General features: G+C 69.9%; 17 protein-coding genes. 9 read left to right on the top strand and 8 right to left on the bottom strand.

All coding sequences use genetic code 11. From position 1 onward, the window contains the following. The first annotated feature begins 19 nt into the window (after nucleotides 1–19). The 4 genes from secG to pgi all read left to right on the top strand — a co-directional run bounded on the left by secG (nucleotide 20) and on the right by pgi (nucleotide 3,790). Nucleotides 20–250, top strand: coding sequence for a preprotein translocase subunit SecG (gene secG, locus OG709_RS07665; protein ID WP_250303883.1), 231 nt, complete (start codon nucleotides 20–22; stop codon nucleotides 248–250). A 119-nt stretch (nucleotides 251–369) separates the two neighbouring features. Beyond that, the gene (locus OG709_RS07660; RefSeq protein ID WP_266643683.1) at nucleotides 370–705 is read left to right on the top strand and encodes an RNA polymerase-binding protein RbpA; all 336 of its coding nucleotides are present in this window, start codon (nucleotides 370–372) and stop codon (nucleotides 703–705) included. 142 nt (nucleotides 706–847) lie between these two features. Further along, entirely contained in the window at nucleotides 848–2,056 is a 1,209-nt protein-coding gene (locus tag OG709_RS07655) for an MFS transporter (RefSeq protein WP_329165351.1), read from the top strand. Nucleotides 2,057–2,113: 57 nt separating this feature from the next. Then, a complete protein-coding gene (gene pgi / locus OG709_RS07650; protein WP_329169070.1) occupies nucleotides 2,114–3,790 on the top strand; it encodes a glucose-6-phosphate isomerase in 1,677 nt (558 codons plus the stop codon). Between the two features lie 69 nt (nucleotides 3,791–3,859). Here pgi and pgl read toward each other — a convergent pair whose 3' ends face one another. From pgl to tkt, 5 genes are read right to left on the bottom strand one after another with little or no spacing between them, the layout of a single operon-like run. After that, entirely contained in the window at nucleotides 3,860–4,642 is a 783-nt protein-coding gene (gene pgl / locus OG709_RS07645) for a 6-phosphogluconolactonase (protein WP_326695101.1), read from the bottom strand. Continuing rightward, on the bottom strand, nucleotides 4,639–5,670 hold the full coding sequence (opcA, locus tag OG709_RS07640; protein WP_250303839.1) for a glucose-6-phosphate dehydrogenase assembly protein OpcA: 1,032 nt from the start codon (nucleotides 5,668–5,670) through the stop codon (nucleotides 4,639–4,641). The genes pgl and opcA overlap by 4 nt, the downstream gene beginning before the upstream one ends. Then, complete coding sequence (zwf, locus tag OG709_RS07635) at nucleotides 5,667–7,190, bottom strand: glucose-6-phosphate dehydrogenase (RefSeq protein WP_250303840.1); 1,524 nt, start codon at nucleotides 7,188–7,190, stop codon at nucleotides 5,667–5,669. Before zwf ends, opcA begins: the two co-directional genes overlap by 4 nt. Before the next feature lie 4 nt (nucleotides 7,191–7,194). After that, complete coding sequence (tal, locus tag OG709_RS07630; RefSeq protein WP_250303841.1) at nucleotides 7,195–8,313, bottom strand: transaldolase; 1,119 nt, start codon at nucleotides 8,311–8,313, stop codon at nucleotides 7,195–7,197. 35 nt (nucleotides 8,314–8,348) lie between these two features. Next, entirely contained in the window at nucleotides 8,349–10,436 is a 2,088-nt protein-coding gene (tkt, locus tag OG709_RS07625; RefSeq protein WP_250303842.1) for a transketolase, read from the bottom strand. A gap of 329 nt (nucleotides 10,437–10,765) precedes the next feature. Here tkt and OG709_RS07620 point away from each other — a divergent pair, with 329 nt between their 5' ends. The 3 genes from OG709_RS07620 to OG709_RS07610 all read left to right on the top strand — a co-directional run bounded on the left by OG709_RS07620 (nucleotide 10,766) and on the right by OG709_RS07610 (nucleotide 13,341). Continuing rightward, nucleotides 10,766–11,713: a heme o synthase gene (locus OG709_RS07620; protein WP_250303843.1), complete on the top strand. Its 948-nt coding sequence runs from the start codon at nucleotides 10,766–10,768 to the stop codon at nucleotides 11,711–11,713. Nucleotides 11,714–11,800: 87 nt separating this feature from the next. Further along, a complete protein-coding gene (locus OG709_RS07615; protein ID WP_266643689.1) occupies nucleotides 11,801–12,154 on the top strand; it encodes a hypothetical protein in 354 nt (117 codons plus the stop codon). An 80-nt stretch (nucleotides 12,155–12,234) separates the two neighbouring features. Next, on the top strand, nucleotides 12,235–13,341 hold the full coding sequence (locus OG709_RS07610; RefSeq protein WP_250303845.1) for an amidohydrolase family protein: 1,107 nt from the start codon (nucleotides 12,235–12,237) through the stop codon (nucleotides 13,339–13,341). Here OG709_RS07610 and OG709_RS07605 read toward each other — a convergent pair. The 3 genes from OG709_RS07605 to OG709_RS07595 all read right to left on the bottom strand — a co-directional run bounded on the left by OG709_RS07605 (nucleotide 13,338) and on the right by OG709_RS07595 (nucleotide 16,192). After that, on the bottom strand, nucleotides 13,338–14,339 hold the full coding sequence (locus OG709_RS07605) for a COX15/CtaA family protein (RefSeq protein WP_329165346.1): 1,002 nt from the start codon (nucleotides 14,337–14,339) through the stop codon (nucleotides 13,338–13,340). The genes OG709_RS07610 and OG709_RS07605 overlap by 4 nt on opposite strands. A 99-nt stretch (nucleotides 14,340–14,438) precedes the next feature. Beyond that, entirely contained in the window at nucleotides 14,439–15,269 is an 831-nt protein-coding gene (locus OG709_RS07600; RefSeq protein ID WP_250303847.1) for an ABC transporter permease, read from the bottom strand. Then, nucleotides 15,266–16,192 (bottom strand): ABC transporter ATP-binding protein, encoded by a 927-nt coding sequence (locus OG709_RS07595; protein WP_250303848.1) that lies wholly within the window; start codon nucleotides 16,190–16,192, stop codon nucleotides 15,266–15,268. Before OG709_RS07595 ends, OG709_RS07600 begins: the two co-directional genes overlap by 4 nt. A gap of 150 nt (nucleotides 16,193–16,342) precedes the next feature. Here OG709_RS07595 and OG709_RS07590 point away from each other — a divergent pair, with 150 nt between their 5' ends. Both OG709_RS07590 and sufB read left to right on the top strand, forming a co-directional pair. Beyond that, nucleotides 16,343–17,068 carry a helix-turn-helix transcriptional regulator gene (locus OG709_RS07590; protein WP_250303849.1) on the top strand — a complete coding sequence of 242 codons (726 nt, stop codon included), beginning with the start codon at nucleotides 16,343–16,345 and terminating at the stop codon, nucleotides 17,066–17,068. After that, the gene (sufB, locus tag OG709_RS07585) at nucleotides 17,065–18,486 is read left to right on the top strand and encodes a Fe-S cluster assembly protein SufB (protein WP_329165342.1); all 1,422 of its coding nucleotides are present in this window, start codon (nucleotides 17,065–17,067) and stop codon (nucleotides 18,484–18,486) included. Before OG709_RS07590 ends, sufB begins: the two co-directional genes overlap by 4 nt. Nucleotides 18,487–18,515: the final 29 nt, after the last annotated feature.

The following is an 18,515-nucleotide window of genomic DNA, read 5'->3' as shown; positions in this document are numbered from 1 at the left end:
AGTTGGTCCAGCCGTGATTCTGGGGTTCTCGATCGCCCTGATCGTCTTCAGCCTGCTGCTGATGCTGCTGGTGCTGATGCACAAGGGGAAGGGCGGCGGCCTCTCCGACATGTTCGGTGGTGGCATGCAGTCGTCCGTCGGCGGCTCCTCGGTCGCCGAGCGCAACCTCGACCGCATCACCGTGGTGCTCGGCCTGCTGTGGTTCGTGTGCATCGTCGTGCTCGGTCTGCTGATGAAGCTGAAGAACTGACCGTCCGCTTCCGTGCCCCCGCGTTCCGGTGCGGGGGTGTAACTCCAATCACTGGACGCGCGTTGGGCCTTACGTAGACTGGGGCATCTTCGAGCACCATCACGCAGGGAGTTACGACCGTGGCAAGTGGCAACGCGATCCGGGGAAGCCGGGTCGGAGCGGGGCCGATGGGGGAGGCCGAGCGGGGCGAGTCCGCGCCGCGCCTCCGCATCTCCTTCTGGTGCTCGAACGGGCACGAGACGCAGCCGAGCTTCGCCCACGACGCACAGGTTCCGGAGACTTGGGACTGCCCGCGCTGTGGGTTCCCCGCCGGTCAGGACAGCGAGAATCCGCCGGACCCGCCGCGCACCGAGCCGTACAAGACGCACCTCGCGTACGTACGGGAGCGGCGCAGCGACGAGGACGGCGAGGCGATTCTCGCCGAGGCCCTGGCGAAACTGCGGGGCGAGATCTAACCGTATGAATTCCGGCCGGACCCTCTCGGGGTGTCCGGCCGGACCGCGTTGCCGGACCGCACGGTCGGACCGCGTTGTCAGTGGTGCCGTCTACGGTCTTCACCATGGAACGTCAACCGGTGGACCCGGCAGGGAAGTTGTGATGGCCGACGCAGCCGCGCAGGTATGCGCTCCGGCCTGGCGTGGCGGGTTCGGCCGTCTCTGGACGGCGGCCGTCGTCTCGAAGTTCGGGGACTCGCTGCGTACGGCGGCGATGCCGCTGCTCGCCGCGTCGCTGACCCGGGATCCGGTGCTGGTGTCCCTGGTGACGGCCTGCGGATATCTGCCGTGGCTGCTGTTCGGGCTGCTGGGTGGCGCGGTCGCCGACCGGGTGGACCAGCGGCGGGCGATGTGGGGCGTCGATGTGGTGCGGGGCGTGCTGATGGCCGCCTTCGCGGTGACGGTCGCGCTGGGGCACGCGTCGATGGCCCTGTTGATCGCCCTGGCCTTCGCGCTCACCACACTCCAGACGCTCTTCGACAACGCGGCGACCGCCCTGCTGCCCCAACTCGTCCCGCCTGAGGCGCTGGGCAGTGCCAACGCGCGGCTGATGACCGGTCAGCAGATCGTCGGCGGTTTCCTGGCCGCGCCCCTGGTGCCGGCGCTCCTGGTGGCCGGGGCGGCGGCGCCGTACGGTGCGGACGCCGTCAGCTACGTCCTCGCGGCGGGTCTGGTCGCCTCGCTGCGGACGGCCGCGCCCGACCGGCCGCCCAGGGCCACGGGCCGCACCCTGCGGAGCGACATCGCCGAAGGCATACGGGTGCTGTGGCGCGACGGGATGCTGAGAGCGCTGTGCATCGCCACCATGCTGTGCAACATCGGCATGGGCGCGCTGATCGCCACTCTGGTCCTGGACGTCACCGGATGGCTCGGCGCCGGGCACAGCGGCTATGCGGCGGCCCTCACCGCGGTCGGGGCGGGCAGTCTGGCGGGCGGGCTGCTGTCCCGCCGGGTGTCCCTGCGCGTCGGGCGCGTCCGGAGCGTCTTCCTGGCCGGAAGCGTCCAGACCGGCTGTCTGGTCGCCGTCGGGAGCGTCCGGGAGCTCTGGGTGACGGTCGCCGCGCTGGCCCTGTTCGGGGCGTGCGGAATGCTGTGGAACGTCAACCAGGTCACGCTGATGCAGCAGCGCAGCCCGGAAGCCATGGTGGGCAGGATCAGCGCCGCCTTCCGTACGCTGTCGACCGGCGGAGCCCCTCTGGGTGCGCTGCTGGGCGGTGCGGTGGCCGCCGCGTGGGGGCTGAACACCCCGGCACTTCTCGCAGCGGCGCTCTTCGCGGCTGCCGTAGCGTCACTCGCACGTCAGATCAATTAGGTTGGATGTGCAGCGGGGCATGTACGCAGGTACGAGAAGAATGGACCGATGTCCGAGATGAACGCAGAAGGCCGTACCAGGCTCAACCAGATGCCCGAGTGGACCGCACTGGGCAAGCACCGGGAGCAGCTGGGCGACACGCGTCTGCGGGAGCTGTTCGACAGGGATCCGGCGCGAGGGACCGCATACACCCTCCGGGCGGGCGATCTGTATCTCGACTACTCCAAGCACTTGGTGACCGACGAGACACTCGGCCTGCTCCGTGAGCTGGCCGCTGCCGCCGGGGTCGCCGAGCTGCGCGACGCGATGTTCCGCGGCGAGAAGATCAACACCACCGAGGACCGCGCGGTGCTGCACACCGCGCTCCGCGCTCCGCGCGACGCGGTCGTCGAGGTGGACGGGGAGAACGTCGTGCCGGCCGTGCACGCCGTGCTCGACAAGATGGCCGCCTTCGCCGACAGGGTCAGGTCGGGCGAGTGGACCGGTCACACCGGCAAGCGCATCAGGACCGTCGTCAACATCGGCATCGGCGGTTCGGACCTCGGCCCCGCGATGGCGTACGAGGCGCTGCGCTCGTTCACCGACCGCGAGCTGCAGGTCCGCTTCGTCTCCAACGTCGACGGTGCCGATCTGCACGAGGCCGTAAGGGACTTGGACCCGGCGGAGACGCTGTTCGTCATCGCGTCCAAGACCTTCACCACCATTGAGACCATCACCAACGCGACGTCCGCGCGCAACTGGCTGCTGACGAATCTGCGGGCCGGTGAGGACGCGGTGGCGAAGCACTTCGTGGCCCTGTCGACGAACGCGGAGAAGGTCGCGGACTTCGGCATCGACACGGCCAACATGTTCGAGTTCTGGGACTGGGTCGGCGGACGGTACTCGTACGACTCGGCCATCGGCCTCTCGCTGATGATCGCGATCGGCCCCGACCGCTTCCGGCAGATGCTGGACGGATTCCACCAGGTCGACGAGCACTTCCGCACCGCCCCGCCCGAGGAGAACATCCCGCTCCTGCTCGGCCTGCTGGGCGTCTGGTACGGCGCGTTCTTCGACGCGCAGTCGCACGCGGTCCTGCCGTACTCGCACTACCTCTCCAAGTTCACCGCCTACCTCCAGCAGTTGGACATGGAGTCCAACGGCAAGTCCGTGGACCGCCAGGGCAATCCGGTCGACTGGCAGACCGGACCGGTGGTCTGGGGCACGCCGGGCACCAACGGCCAGCACGCGTACTACCAGTTGCTGCACCAGGGCACCAAGGTCGTCCCGGCGGACTTCATCGGCTTCGCCAGGCCCGTCGACGACCTGACGTCCGGGCTGGAGGCCCAGCACGACCTGCTCATGGCGAACTTCTTCGCCCAGACCCAGGCCCTCGCCTTCGGCAAGACGCCCGACGAGGTACGGGCGGAAGGCGTTGCCGAGGAGCTCGTCCCGCACAAGACGTTCCGGGGCAACCACCCGACGACGACGATCCTCGCGGACACGCTCACCCCGTCCGTGCTGGGCCAGCTGATCGCGCTCTACGAGCACAAGGTGTTCGTCCAGGGCGCCATCTGGAACATCGACTCCTTCGACCAGTGGGGCGTCGAGCTCGGCAAGGTCCTCGCCAAGAAGATCGAGCCGCTCCTCACCGAAAGCGGAAGCGGAAGCGGAAGCGAGGCCGGAGCCGACGAGCAGCTGGACAGCTCCACCGCCGCGCTGATCTCCACGTACCGCACCCTGCGCGGTCGTTGACCTGCCGCTTGGCAAAAGAGACCGGCCCGCACCCCCTCAAGGGTGCGGGCCGGTCCCATGTACGCGGTGCTAGGCCGTGGCCGGTGAGTAGAGCTGCGGCGGCAGCTGGGAAGCCGCTGCCGAGTCGAGCAGCCACAGTGTCCTGCTGAGGCCGTACGCGCCCGCGGCCGGGGCCTGGATCTCCCCGGTCCCGGACAGTGCGAGGGCCGCGGCCCCGGCCTTGTCCTCGCCCGCGGCGAGCAGCCACACCTCGTGTGCCGCCCGGATGGCGGGCAGCGTCAGCGAGATGCGGGTGGGCGGGGGCTTGGGTGCGCCGTGCACACCGACGACCGTGCGCACGGACTCCCGTACGGCCGGGAGTTCGGGGAAGAGCGAGGCCACGTGCGCGTCCGGGCCCACCCCGAGCATCAGCACGTCGAACGCCGGAACCCCGCCGTGGTCCCCGGGACCGGCGGCAGTGGCCAGCTCCGCGGCGTACGCCGCGGCGGCGGCCTCCACGTCGCTGCCGTGCGGACCGTCCGAAGCGGCCATGGCGTGCACCCGCGCGGGGTCCACACCCACCGAGTCGAGCAGCGCCGCTCGGGCCTGGGTGATGTTCCGTTCCGGGTCGCCCTCCGGGAGGAAACGCTCGTCGCCCCACCACAGGTCGATCCGCGACCAGTCGACGGCGTCCCGGGCGGGCGCCTCGGCGAGGGCCGCGAGCAGCCCGTTGCCGTTGCGCCCACCGGTGAGCACCACCGAGGCGGAGCCGCGGGCGGCCTGGGCGTCCACGATCTTGGTGATCAGCCGGGCCGCCGCGGCCTGCGCCATCAGCTCCTTGTCGCGGTGGACGACGAGCTGCGGAGCACTCACTTCGACGCCGCCTTCTTGGCCGGCGCCTTCTTCGACGCAGGAGCGGCCTTCGGAGCATCGTCCACGGCGGGCGCGCTCCCGGACGCGGCGCTCTTCGGCGCGGGCTCGGCAAGCCGGTCCACGCCGAACTTCAGCGCCGCCGCATAGGTGTCGTCCGGGTCCAGCCTGCGCAGCTCCTCCGCGAGCAGCTCCGAGGTCTCCCGGCGCTTCAGCGCCACCGCGCGGTCCGGCTGGCCCGCCATGCAGAGGGTGGCCAGCGAGCCGTCCGGGCGGTCCAGCACGATCTCGCCGTGGTCCGTCTGCATCCGTACGGCGGTGAGGCCGGGGCCGGCCGACACGGAGCGGATCACCGGCACGTCGAGACGGTCGGCGAGCCACATCGCGAGCAGCTCACAGCTCGGGTTGAACTCCTCACCCTCCACCTCGACCCCGGTCACCCGGCTCGGCACCTGGTCGAGCGCCGCGGCGAGCATCGAGCGCCAGGGGGTGATGCGCGACCAGGCCAGGTCCGTGTCGCCCGGGGTGTAGGCGGCGGCGCGGGCGGACAGCTCGTTGATGGGCTGCTCGGCCGCGTACGAGTCGGTGACCCGGCGCTGGGCCAGCGCGCCGAGCGGGTCCTTGGCCGGGTCGAGCGGCGCGTTCACCGGCCACCAGACCACCACGGGTGCATCCGGCAGCAGCAGCGGCAGGACCACCGACTGGGCGTGGTGCAGCACCTCGCCGTACATCCGCAGGACGACCGTCTCGCCGGTGCCCGCGTCCGCACCGACCCTGATCTCGGCGTCGAGCCGGGCCGTGGCCCGGTCACGGGGCGAGCGGGAGGCGCGTTTGACGACGACCAGCATGCGCGAGGGGTGCTCGCGCGACGCTTCGTTGGCCGCCTTCAGCGCGTCGTAGGCGTTCTCCTCGTCGGTGACGATGACGAGGGTCAGCACCATGCCGACGGCGGGGGTGCCGACCGCGCGACGCCCCTCCACCAGTGCCTTGTTGACCTTGCTGGCCGTGGTTTCCGTCAGATCGATTTTCATGGGCGACGCCAGCTCCGTCCTTCGCGTGCGAGCATTTCGTCCGCCTCGGCCGGTCCCCAGGTGCCCGACTCGTACTGTGCGGGCTTGCCGTGGGTGTCCCAGTACTCCTCGATCGGGTCGAGGATCCGCCAGGACAGCTCGACCTCCTCCAGGCGCGGGAAGAGGTTCGAGTCGCCGAGCAGCACATCGAGGATGAGCCGCTCGTACGCCTCAGGGCTGGACTCCGTGAAGGACTCGCCGTACGCGAAGTCCATCGACACGTCGCGGATCTCCATCGAGGTGCCGGGCACCTTGGACCCGAACCGCATCGTGATGCCCTCGTCGGGCTGCACCCGGATGACGATCGCGTTCTGGCCCAGCTCCTCCGTCGCCGTGTGGTCGAAGGGGGAGTGCGGCGCGCGCTGGAAGACGACCGCGATCTCGGTGACGCGACGGCCCAGCCGCTTGCCGGTACGCAGGTAGAAGGGGACGCCCGCCCAGCGGCGGTTGTCGATCTCCAGCCGCACCGCGGCGTAGGTGTCGGTCGTCGACCTGGGGTCGATGCCGTCTTCCTGGAGGTAGCCGACGGCCTGCTCGCCGCCCTGCCAGCCCGCGGCGTACTGACCGCGTACGGTCTCCTTGCCGAGGTCCTTGGGCAGCCTGACGGCACCGAGGACCTTGGTCTTCTCGGCCACCAGCGCCTGGGCGTCGAAGGAGGCGGGCTCCTCCATCGCGGTCAGCGCGAGCAGCTGGAGCAGGTGGTTCTGGATGACGTCACGGGCCGCGCCGATGCCGTCGTAGTACCCGGCCCGGCCGCCGATGCCGATGTCCTCGGCCATGGTGATCTGGACGTGGTCGACATAGGACCGGTTCCAGATGGGTTCGAAGAGGGTGTTGGCGAAGCGGAGCGCCAGGATGTTCTGGACGGTCTCCTTGCCGAGGTAGTGGTCGATCCGGAAGACCTCGTGCGGCGGGAAGACCTCGTGCACGACCTTGTTGAGCTCCTGGGCGCTCTTCAGGTCGTGGCCGAACGGCTTCTCGATGACCGCGCGGCGCCAGGATCCGTCCCGCTGGTCGGCCAGCCCGTGCTTCTTGAGCTGCTGGACGACCTTGGGGAAGAACTTCGGCGGCACGGACAGGTAGAAGGCGAAGTTGCCTCCGGTGCCCTGCTGCTTGTCGAGCTCCTCGATGGTCGACTTGAGCGTGGCGAACGCGGTGTCGTCGTCGAAGTCGCCCTGGACGAAGCGCATGCCCTGGATCAGCTGCTGCCAGACCTCCTCGCGGAAGGGCGTGCGCGCGTGTTCCTTGACCGAGTCGTGGACGACCTGGGCGAAGTCCTCGTCCTCCCAGTCGCGGCGCGCGAAGCCGATGAGCGAGAAGCCCGGCGGCAGCAGGCCGCGATTGGCCAGGTCGTAGACGGCGGGCATCAGCTTTTTACGGGACAAATCACCCGTGACGCCAAAAATGACCAGGCCCGACGGCCCCGCGATACGCGGGAGCCGTCGGTCCGCAGCGTCACGCAGCGGGTTGCTGCTTGACAAGGTTTCAGCCCTCCGAAGGGGCGAGGCGTGCGAGCTCTGCCTCAGTGGACTTGAGCAGGTCGATCCAGGAGGCCTCGAACTTCTCGACGCCCTCGTCCTCCAGGACCTGTACGACATCGTCGTACGAGATCCCGAGCTTCTCCACCGCACCGAGGTCGGCGCGAGCCTGCTCGTAGGTGCCGGAGACGGTGTTGCCGGTGACCTCGCCGTGGTCGGCGGTCGCGTCGAGCGTCGCCTCCGGCATGGTGTTCACCGTGTTGGGCGCGACCAGGTCCACGACGTACATCGTGTCCCGGTACGACGGGTCCTTGACACCGGTCGAGGCCCACAGCGGACGCTGCTTGTTGGCCTGCGCCTTGTCGAGCGCGGTCCAGCGGTCGGAGGAGAAGACCTCCTCGTACGCCTCGTACGCGAGACGCGCGTTGGCGACGGCGGCCTTGCCCTTGAGTGCCTTGGCCTCGTCGGTGCCCAGGGCGTCCAGCCGCTTGTCGATCTCGGTGTCCACCCGGGACACGAAGAAGGAGGCGACCGAGTGGATCTTCGAGAGGTCCAGGCCCGCGGCCTTGGCCTTCTCCAGACCCGCCAGGTAGGCGTCCATGACCGCGCGGTAGCGCTCCAGCGAGAAGATCAGCGTGACGTTGACGCTGATGCCCCGGCCGATGGTCTCGGTGATGGCGGGCAGGCCCGCCTTCGTCGCCGGGATCTTGATGAGCGTGTTCGGGCGGTCCACCAGCCAGGCGAGCTGCTTGGCCTCGGCGATGGTGGCCGTGGTGTGGTGCGCGAGACGCGGGTCGACCTCGATGGAGACCCGGCCGTCCTGGCCCTGCGTGGCGTCGAAGACCGGGCGCAGGATGTCGGCCGCGTCCCGGACGTCCGCCGTCGTGATCATGCGGATGGCTTCCTCGACGGTGACCTTGCGGGCCGCGAGGTCCGTGAGCTGCTGGTCGTAACCGTCGCCCTGGGAGATCGCCTTCTGGAAGATCGACGGGTTGGTGGTGACACCCACCACGTGCTGCTGGTCGATCAGCTCGGCGAGGTTGCCGGACGTGATGCGCTTGCGCGAAAGGTCGTCGAGCCAGATCGCGACGCCTGCGTCGGAGAGGCGCTTGAGTGCGTCTGTCATGAGAGTTGCATCTCCTACTTGTCTGTATAGAAGCGTCAGCGTGCGGCGGCTTCGAGAGATTCCCGGGCAGCGGCGGCCACGGCCTCGGCGGTGAAGCCGAACTCGCGGAACAGGACCTTGGCGTCGGCGGACGCACCGAAGTGCTCCAGCGACACGATCCGTCCCGCGTCACCCACGAAGCGGTGCCAGGTCAGACCGATACCGGCCTCGACCGCCACCCGCGCCTTGACGGCCGGCGGCAGCACCGAGTCGCGGTAGGCCTGGTCCTGCTCCTCGAACCACTCGACCGAGGGCATCGAGACCACCCGGGTCGGGATCCCCGCGGCCTGGAGCTGCTCGCGCGCCTGCACGGCCAGGTGGACCTCGGAGCCGGTGCCGATCAGCACGACCCGGGCGTCGCCGCCCTCGGCGTCGAGGAGGACGTAACCGCCCTTGGCCGCGTCCTCGTTCGCCTCGTACGTCGGCACACCCTGACGGGTCAGCGCCAGGCCGTGCGGGGCGCCCTTGCCGAACTCCTTGGTGTGGCGCTGGAGGATCTCGCGCCAGGCGATCACGGTCTCGTTGGCGTCCGCGGGGCGGACGACGTTCAGACCGGGGATGGCACGCAGCGAGGCCAGGTGCTCCACCGGCTGGTGCGTCGGGCCGTCCTCGCCGAGACCGATCGAGTCGTGCGTCCATACGTAGGTGACCGGCAGGTGCATCAGAGCGGAGAGCCGGACCGCGTTACGCATGTAGTCGGAGAACACCAGGAAGGTGCCGCCGTAGATACGGGTGTGGCCGTGCAGCGCGATGCCGTTCATGGCCGCGGCCATGGAGTGCTCGCGGATGCCGAAGTGGACCGTGCGGCCGTACGGGTCGGCGCCCGGCAGCGGGTTGCCCGCCGGCAGGAACGACGACGTCTTGTCGATGGTGGTGTTGTTCGAGCCCGCGAGGTCGGCGGAGCCGCCCCACAGCTCGGGAACGATCCCGCCCAGTGCCTGGAGCACCTTGCCGGAAGCGGCGCGCGTGGCGACCGGCTGACCGGCCTCGAACGCGGGGAGGTGGTCCGTCCAGCCCGCGGGCAGCTCGCCCGCGCTGATCCGGTCGAACTCCGCGGCACGCTCCGGGTTGGCGGTGCGCCAGGCGGCGAGGGTCTTCTCCCACTCGCCCTTGGCCTCACGGCCGCGGTCGAGCGCCGCGCGGGTGTGCGCCACGACCTCGTCGGACACCTCGAAGGACTTCTCCGGGTCGAACCCGAGGACCTTCTTGGTCGCGGCGACCTCTTCGTCGCCGAGCGCCGAGCCGTGCGCGGCCTCGGTGTTCTGGGCGTGCGGGGCGGGCCAGGCGATGATCGAGCGCATCGCGATGAACGAAGGGCGCCCGGTCTCGGCCTTGGCCGCCTCGATCGCCGCGTACAGGGCCGCCGGGTCGAGGTCGCCGTTCGCCTGGGGCGCGACGCGCTGGACGTGCCAGCCGTACGCCTCGTACCGCGCGCAGGTGTCCTCCGAGACCGCGGTCTCGGTGTCACCCTCGATGGAGATGTGGTTGTCGTCCCACAGCAGGACGAGGTTGCCGAGCTTCTGGTGGCCCGCGAGCGAGGACGCCTCCGCGGAGATGCCCTCCTGGAGGCAGCCGTCGCCGGCGATCGCGTAGACGAAGTGGTCGAACGGGGAGGTGCCGGGGGCCGCCTCCGGGTCGAAGAGACCGCGCTCGTAGCGGGCGGCCATGGCCATGCCCACCGCGTTGGCGACACCCTGGCCCAGCGGGCCGGTGGTGGTCTCGACACCGGCGGTGTGCCCGTACTCCGGGTGCCCCGGGGTCTTCGAGCCCCAGGTGCGGAACGCCTTGAGGTCGTCCAGCTCCAGGCCGAACCCGGCCAGGTAGAGCTGGGTGTACAGGGTCAGCGACGAGTGGCCCGCGGAGAGGACGAACCGGTCACGGCCGGCCCACTCGGGGTCGGCGGGGTCGTGGCGCATCACCTTCTGGAAGAGGGTGTACGCGGCCGGGGCCAGGCTCATGGCCGTACCGGGATGGCCGTTGCCGACCTTCTGTACGGCGTCCGCGGCCAGAACGCGGGCGGTGTCGACGGCCCGCTGGTCCGTTTCGGTCCACTCGAAATCAGTGGTGGTCGGCTTGGTGCTCACCCTGGGTCAGGGCTCCTCTCCAGATATGTGTTTCCCGGTGACGGTCGATGTGTCCGGGCGTTGTCGAGCCTACCCCTGTGGCAACGCCCGTCTTTTCGAGTTCCCCGCGGCGGAAGACAGACACTTCCCAGGGTGCGGTCGGGCGCGTCGGTTCGCCCGTCGGAAGACGGTTCTCCCCATGCATCCCGGGTGCGGGCAACGGCCTCAACACGACCCCACCCCCGGGGAGGGCGACGTAGGGGCAGCGTTTAGAGTGGCGTGGTACGCGCAAGTCTTTACCGCGCCTTCACGGCCGGAACTTGCTGGGAAATTCTCTGTCAGGGGTGTACGTGACGGCCGTCGAGTCCCGACCCGCAGGGGTCGTCCTGACTCCCAGCCCGGGGGCCCGTCGGCCATTCGGGGCCCGTGTCAAGGCTTTTGTGGCGCTGACCAAGCCGCGGATCATCGAACTGCTGCTGATCACCACCGTTCCGGTGATGTTCCTGGCGAAGCAGGGCGTCCCCAATCTGTGGCTCGTTCTGGTGACCTGCGTGGGCGGATATCTGTCCGCCGGCGGCGCCAACGCGTTCAACATGTACATCGACCGCGACATCGACGCCGTGATGGACCGCACGTCGCAGCGCCCGCTGATCACCGGAATGGTGTCCCCGCGCGAGTGCCTGGTCTTCGCCTTCACGCTCGCCGTGTTCTCCACGCTGTGGTTCGGCCTGCTCGTCAACTGGCTGTCGGCGGCGCTCTCGCTGGGCGCACTCCTCTTCTACGTCGTCATCTACACGATGATCCTCAAGCGCCGTACCTCGCAGAACATCGTCTGGGGCGGCATCGCGGGCTGCATGCCGGTGCTCATCGGCTGGTCGTCCGTCACCGACTCGATGTCGTGGGCCCCGGTCATCCTCTTCCTCGTCATGTTCTTCTGGACGCCGCCGCACTACTGGCCGCTGTCCATGAAGGTCAAGGACGACTACGCGCGCGCCGGTGTCCCGATGCTGCCCGTCATCGCGACCAACCAGGTCGTGGCCCGGCAGATCGTGATCTACAGCTGGGTGATGGTCGCCGTCTCGCTGCTGCTGACCCCGCTCGGTTACACCGGCTGGCTCTACACCGTGGTGGCCGTGCTCGCGGGCGGCTTCTGGCTCCGGGAGGCGCACGCGCTGCGGTCGCGGGCCAACAACGGCGTCACGGGCGTCAAGCTCAAGGAGATGCGGCTGTTCCACTGGTCCATCACCTATGTGTCGCTGCTCTTCGTGGCCGTCGCGGTGGACCCCTTCCTGCGCTAGCTGTCCGCGTCGGGGCCGGCGCGTCAGTGGCCCACACCACGTCACCCGACCGTCGCCCCCGCTCCTACTCGCGAGTAGTGTGCGGCCATGGCAGAGACTCAGGTTGACGAGAACGCTGACGAGAAGCACGACGCCAGGGCCGAGCGCAGGACGGCCAGGCTCGCCAAGCAGATCCAGGCCTTCGGCCGGGCGCACGGCGGCGCCGAGGCGCAGCTCGCGTACATCGGACGGCGCGGGGCCCGCATCGTGCTGGTGGGCGAGGACGGCGACTGGGGTGACCTGATGGCCCCGTCGTACGCCATGGCGCAGAGCGCCGCCGAGAAGGCCGGGGTCACCGTCCACGAATCCTTCGACGGGGAGTTCGCGGCCAAGGTCCGCACCGGCCCGTACGAGTGGAAGCGGATGGCGGGCATCCAGCTCGGTGGCTCGGGCAACAGCTGAGGGCACCGGCTGAGGGCAACACCTGAGGGTGCCTTCTCCCGTTAGGACTGAAGGAGAACAGTCCGAAGCGGAGGCCCCGGATGATCGAGACACCTTCCCTGGTGGACCAGTACTGCCACGGAGTGCTCCGGACGGAACTCGGCCTCGGCACCTTCGAGGCGTACCTCGGCAGGACTCCGGGGCCGCCCGCCCCCGGCACCACCTTCTTCGACACCCAGACCGGCTTCGCCGTACGGCGCTGGTGTCCGCCGCTGCTCGACCTCGAACCGCACTGCCCGCCCGCCCGCTACCTGGCCCGCCGCCGGGAACTCGGCGTGCTGGAGGTGGGGAGACGGCTGCTGCGCGGCAGCGGGATCACCACCTTTCTGGTGGACACCGGGCTGCCGGGTGACCTCATGAGGCCGCAGGAGATGGCGGCGGCGGGCGCGGCCGAGGCCCACGAGACCGTCCGTCTGGAACTGCTCGCCGAGCAGGTCGCCGACACCTCTGGCACCGTCGAGTCCTTCCTCGCCAATCTGGCCGAGGCCGTGCACGGAGCGGCCGGTTCCGCGGTCGCCTTCACCGCGGTCGCTCCGCTGGAGCAGGGAATCGCACCGGCAGCCGACCCGCCAGGACCCGGTGAGGTCCGCGGTGCCGCCGGGCGCTGGCTGGCGGGCCGCCAGGTCGGGGGCAGGCTCACCGATCCGGTGCTCCGGCGCCACCTCCTGTGGAACGCGGTCGCCACCGGGCGCCCGCTCCAGCTGCACATCGGCGTGAGCGACCCGCTGCTGCTCGGTGACTTCATCGCTGCGGCGACAGGCCTCGGCACGGATCTGGTGCTGCTGCACGGCTATCCGTACCACCGGCAGGTCGCCCATCTGGCGAGCGTCCACCCGCATGTGTACGCCGACCTCGGCCCGGCCCTCGCCCACACGGGGGTGCGGGCCGCCGCCGTGCTCGCGGAGATCCTTGAGCTCGCGCCCTTCGGGAAGCTGCTGTTCTCCACCGGCGCCCGGGGGCTGCCCGAGCTGTACGTGGTGGGCGCGCGGCTGTTCCACGACGCCCTGGAGCAGGCGCTGGGCGGCTGGGTGGCCGACGGGGCCTGGTCGCGTACGGACGCGTTACGTGTGGCCGGGATGATCGCGGCGGGCAACGCCCGCCGCGTCTACGGCCTGGAGGGGCGGGACCCCGCCCCATCGACCGGTTAGACGCCGGCGAGTGCCGCGTCCTCGGGCTGGGCGGGGATCCCGGTCCCGGTGGTGTGCGGGCGCTCGCGCAGCGACAGCAGGACGCGCATCACGCCGATCCACACCAGTGTGGCGCCGAACATGTGGATCCCGACCAGGATCTCGGGGGTGTGGGTGAAGTACTGGACATAACCGATCACGCCCTGCGCCATCAGCACCAGGAAGAGGTCACGGGCCCGGTGGAGCGGCCCGACCGGTGCGTCCACCGCCTTCAGTACGAACCAGAGCGCCACGGTGAGCGCCACCACGACCCAGGCCAGATCCGCGTGCAGCTGGGCGATCATCGACCAGTCGACGGGGATGCGCTCCACCTCGCTGGAGTCGCCCGCGTGCCGGCCCGCACCGGAGACGACCGTACCGACCGCGATCAGCAGACCCGCCGCGACGGTGAGCAGCCAGGTCAGCTGGGCGACCGCCTTGCCCACGAGGGGGCGCGGGGCGCCGTCACCCTCGCGGGTGCGCTGCCAGGTCAGTACGGCGACCGTGATCAGCCCGGTGGAGAGCAGGAAGTGGGCGGCCACCGTGTACGGGTTGAGGCCGACCAGCACCACGACGCCGCCGAGCACCGCATTGCCCATGACCACCCAGAACTGGGCCCAGCCGAGCCGCGTCACCGGACGCCGCCACGGCTTCGCCGAGCGGGCCGCGATGATCGCCCAGCCGACCGCCGCGCACAGTACGTACGTCAGCATCCGGTTGGAGAACTCGATGGCGCCGTGGAGGCCCATCTCGCTGGTCGCGGTGAGGCTCTGGTCGGTGCACTTGGGCCAGGTCGGGCAGCCGAGCCCGGACCCGGTGAGCCGCACGGCGCCGCCGGTCACGACGATCACCACCGCCATCACCAGGGCCGACATGGCGGCCCGCTGGACGGTCCGGGGCGCCGGAGTCCAGCGTTCGGCGATGAAGGCGAGCGGGTTGCGCACGGCGCCAGCGGCTTCGGCGCGAGTCAATTTCGGCACGGGGACATCGTAGGCCGGGCGCTTGTGCGTACTTTCACGAGGGGGGCTTTCACCCACTCCGGGCTGCTTCGGCCGGACTGTTCCCAGCCGGGGACCGGACTATTCCCAGCGGAAGAACCGGGCAGCCGCGCCCAGCCCGAGCACCGCCCACACCACGAGGATCCCCAGGTCGCCCCAGGGCATCGAGGCCCCGTGCTGGAGCACGTCGCGCAGTCCGTCCGAGAGCGCCGAGATCGGCAGCAGTTCCAGTACGGACCTGACGCCGCCGGGGAACTTGTCCATCGGAACGATGACCCCGCCCCCGACGAGCAGCAGCAGGAAGACCAGATTGGCGGCGGCCAGGGTGGCCTCCGCCTTGAGGGTCCCGGCCATCAGGAGCCCCAGGCCGGAGAAGGCGGCCGTACCGAGGACGAGCAGCAGCAGGACGGCGAACGGGTTGCCGTGCGGCGACCAGCCGAGCGCGAGAGCGATCACCGTCAGCAGGACGATCTGCAGGACCTCGGTGACCAGGACGGACAGCGTCTTGGCGGTCATCAGCGCCCAGCGCGGCAGCGGGGACGCGCCGAGCCGCTTGAGCACCCCGTACCTGCGCTCGAAGCCGGTCGCGATGGCCTGTCCGGTGAAGGCCGTGGACATCACGGCGAGCGCGAGGATCCCGGGGGCCAGGAAGTCGACGGACCTGCCCGCGCCGCCCGCGGTGTCCGTGGGTACGGCGACGATGTCGACCGCGGAGAAGAGGACGAGCAGCAGCGACGGGATGATCACGGTGAGGAGCAGCTGCTCGCCGTTGCGCAGCAGCATCTTCGTCTCGAAGACCGTCTGCGCCGCGATCATGCGGGGGAGCGGCGCCGCCCCCGGCCGGGGGGCGTACGTCGACGTGGTTCCGTCCCGGCGTGGGGATCGCGGGGATGCAGCCGTACCGGCGCTCATGCGCGCAGCTCCTTGCCGGTCAGTTCCAGGAAGACGTCTTCGAGTGTGTGGCGCTCGACGGAGATCCGGTCCGGCATCACGCCGTTCTGGGCGCACCAGGAGGTGACGGTGGCCAGCAGCTGCGGGTCGACGGTGCCGGTGATCCGGTAGTGGCCCGAGGCCGGTTCGGCGGCCTGGGTGCCGTCCGGGAGAGCCTTGAGCAGCGAGCCCAGGTCGAGCCCCGGCCGTCCGCTGAAGCGCAGGCTGTTCTCCGCGCCGCCGCGGCACAGGGCGTCGGGGGAGTCGTGGGCGACGGCCCGGCCGGCGTCGATGATCACGACGTCGTCGGCGAGCTCCTCGGCCTCGTCCATGAAGTGGGTGGTGAGCACGGTGGTCACGCCGTCGGCGCGCAGCTCCCGTACGAGATCCCAGGTGGACCTGCGGGCCTGCGGGTCCAGGCCCGCGGTCGGCTCGTCGAGGAAGACCAGCTCGGGGCGGCCGACCACGGCCATCGCCAGGGCGAGCCGCTGCTGCTGGCCGCCGGAGAGTCTGCGGTACGTCGTACGGCCGCAGTCCGTCAGCCCGAGCCGCTCGATCAGGGTGTCCACGTCCAGCGGGTGGGCGTGCAGCCGGGCCGTGTGGTGGAGCATCTCGGCGGCGTGGGCGCCGGGGTAGACACCACCCGACTGGAGCATCACACCGATCCGCGGGCGGAGCCGCGCGGCGTCGGCCACCGGGTCGAGGCCGAGGACCCGCACGGTGCCGGCGTCGGCGCGGCGGTATCCCTCGCAGGTCTCGACGGTGGTGGTCTTGCCTGCGCCGTTCGGCCCGAGGACCGCGGTGACGGTGCCGGTGCCGACCGTGAGGTCCAGGCCGTCCACCGCGGTCCTGGCGCCGTACCGCTTGACGAGGCCGCGGACCTCAACGGCGGGATCTGTGCTCATACGGGGGAGTCTACGAACCGCCCGGGGGGACGCCGGGCCCGGGGCAGGGCGTCCCGGAGCCCGTTTAGGTGACCCTAAGTGATGGAAGCCACCGAGGGCGTTCGCGATCTCTGCTTGTCGCGAGCCGGTGAATTACGCAACAATGGCGTTGTGAAATACGTTGGCGAGGCTCCGCAGGAGGAACTCGCGACCGGTGAGCGGTCCACCCGCAACCGCGTCGCGCGCTCCATCCTGGACCACGGCCCGTCCACCGTGACCGAGCTCGCCGGGCGCCTCGGGCTCACCCCCGCCGCCGTCCGCCGCCATCTCGACGCCCTGGTCACCGACGAGGTGATCGTCCCCCGCGAGCAGCGGGTGTACGGCGCGCGGACCCGCGGCCGTCCGGCCAAGGTCTTCGCGCTCACCGACTGCGGCCGGGACGCCTTCGAGCAGTCCTACGACAAGCTCGCCGGGGACGCCCTGCGCTGGATCGCCCGGCACTCGGGCGACGAGGCCGTCATGGATTTCGCCCGTGACCGGCTCACCACGCAGGCCGAGACGTACCGCGAAGCCATCGAGGCCGCCGCACCCGAGAGCCGCGCCGAGGCCTTGGCCAAGGCGTTGACCGCCGACGGGTACGCTGCTACGGCGCGAAACGCGCCGGTCGGTGAGCAGCTCTGCCAGCACCACTGCCCGGTGGCCCACGTCGCCGAACAGTTCCCGCAGCTCTGCGAGGCGGAGACCGAGGTCTTCTCCCGTCTGCTCGGGACCCATGTGCAGCGTCTGGCCACCATCGCCCACGGCGACGGGGTGTGTACGACGTTCATCCCCAAGACCGCCCATCAGATCACCACCGATTCAGCATCCGCCAGTACGGCCGGGAGGAACCCCGCATGACTCTCCCCATGGAGACTGCCCACCCCGAACTCGAGGGCCTGGGTACGTACGAATTCGGCTGGGCCGACCCCGACGTGGCAGGTGCCGCGGCCAAGCGTGGCCTGTCCGAAGCCGTCGTCCGCGACATCTCGGCCAAGAAGAACGAGCCGGAGTGGATGCTGAAGCTGCGTCTCAAGGGCTTCAAGCTCTTCGGCAAGAAGCCGATGCCGAGCTGGGGCTCCGACCTGTCGGGCATCGACTTCGACAACATCAAGTACTTCGTGCGGTCCACCGAGAAGCAGGCCGAGTCCTGGGAGGACCTGCCGGAGGACATCAAGAACACGTACGACAAGCTCGGCATCCCGGAGGCGGAGAAGCAGCGTCTCGTCGCGGGTGTCGCCGCCCAGTACGAGTCCGAGGTCGTCTACCACCAGATCAACGAGGAGCTGGAGGCGCAGGGTGTCATCTTCATGGACACCGACACCGCGCTGAAGGAGCACCCGGAGCTCTTCCAGGAGTACTTCGGCACGGTCATCCCGGTCGGTGACAACAAGTTCGCGTCGCTGAACTCGGCCGTCTGGTCCGGTGGTTCCTTCATCTACGTGCCGAAGGGTGTGCACGTCGAGATCCCGCTCCAGGCCTACTTCCGTATCAACACGGAGAACATGGGCCAGTTCGAGCGGACGCTGATCATCGTCGACGAGGACGCCTACGTCCACTACGTCGAGGGCTGCACCGCCCCGATCTACTCCTCCGACTCGCTGCACAGCGCCGTCGTGGAGATCATCGTGAAGAAGGGCGGCCGGTGCCGCTACACGACGATCCAGAACTGGTCGAACAACGTCTACAACCTGGTCACCAAGCGGGCCGTGGCGTACGAGGGCGCGACCATGGAGTGGGTCGACGGCAACATCGGCTCCAAGGTCACCATGAAGTACCCGGCCGTCTACCTGATGGGTGAGCACGCCAAGGGCGAGACCCTGTCGATCGCCTTCGCGGGCGAGGGCCAGCACCAGGACGCCGGCGCCAAGATGGTGCACATGGCACCGAACACCTCCTCCAACATCGTCTCCAAGTCGGTGGCGCGAGGCGGCGGCCGCACCTCCTACCGCGGTCTGATCGAGATCGGCGAGGGCGCCGAGGGCTCCAAGTCCAACGTCCTGTGCGACGCGCTGCTCGTCGACACGATCTCCCGCTCGGACACCTACCCCTACGTGGACGTCCGCGAGGACGACGTGTCCATGGGCCACGAGGCAACCGTCTCCAAGGTCTCCGACGACCAGCTCTTCTACCTGATGAGCCGCGGTATGACGGAGTTCGAGGCGATGGCGATGATCGTGCGCGGCTTCGTCGAGCCGATCGCCAAGGAGCTCCCCATGGAGTACGCCCTGGAGCTCAACCGGCTGATCGAGCTGCAGATGGAGGGATCGGTCGGCTAGCCGCCACCCTCCCCGCTCCCTCGCCCGAC

Origin of the sequence: Streptomyces sp. NBC_01267, assembly GCF_036241575.1 — a bacterium.
Taxonomy (GTDB): Bacteria; Actinomycetota; Actinomycetes; order Streptomycetales; family Streptomycetaceae; genus Streptomyces.
This window is presented reverse-complemented; position numbering and strand designations above follow the sequence as displayed.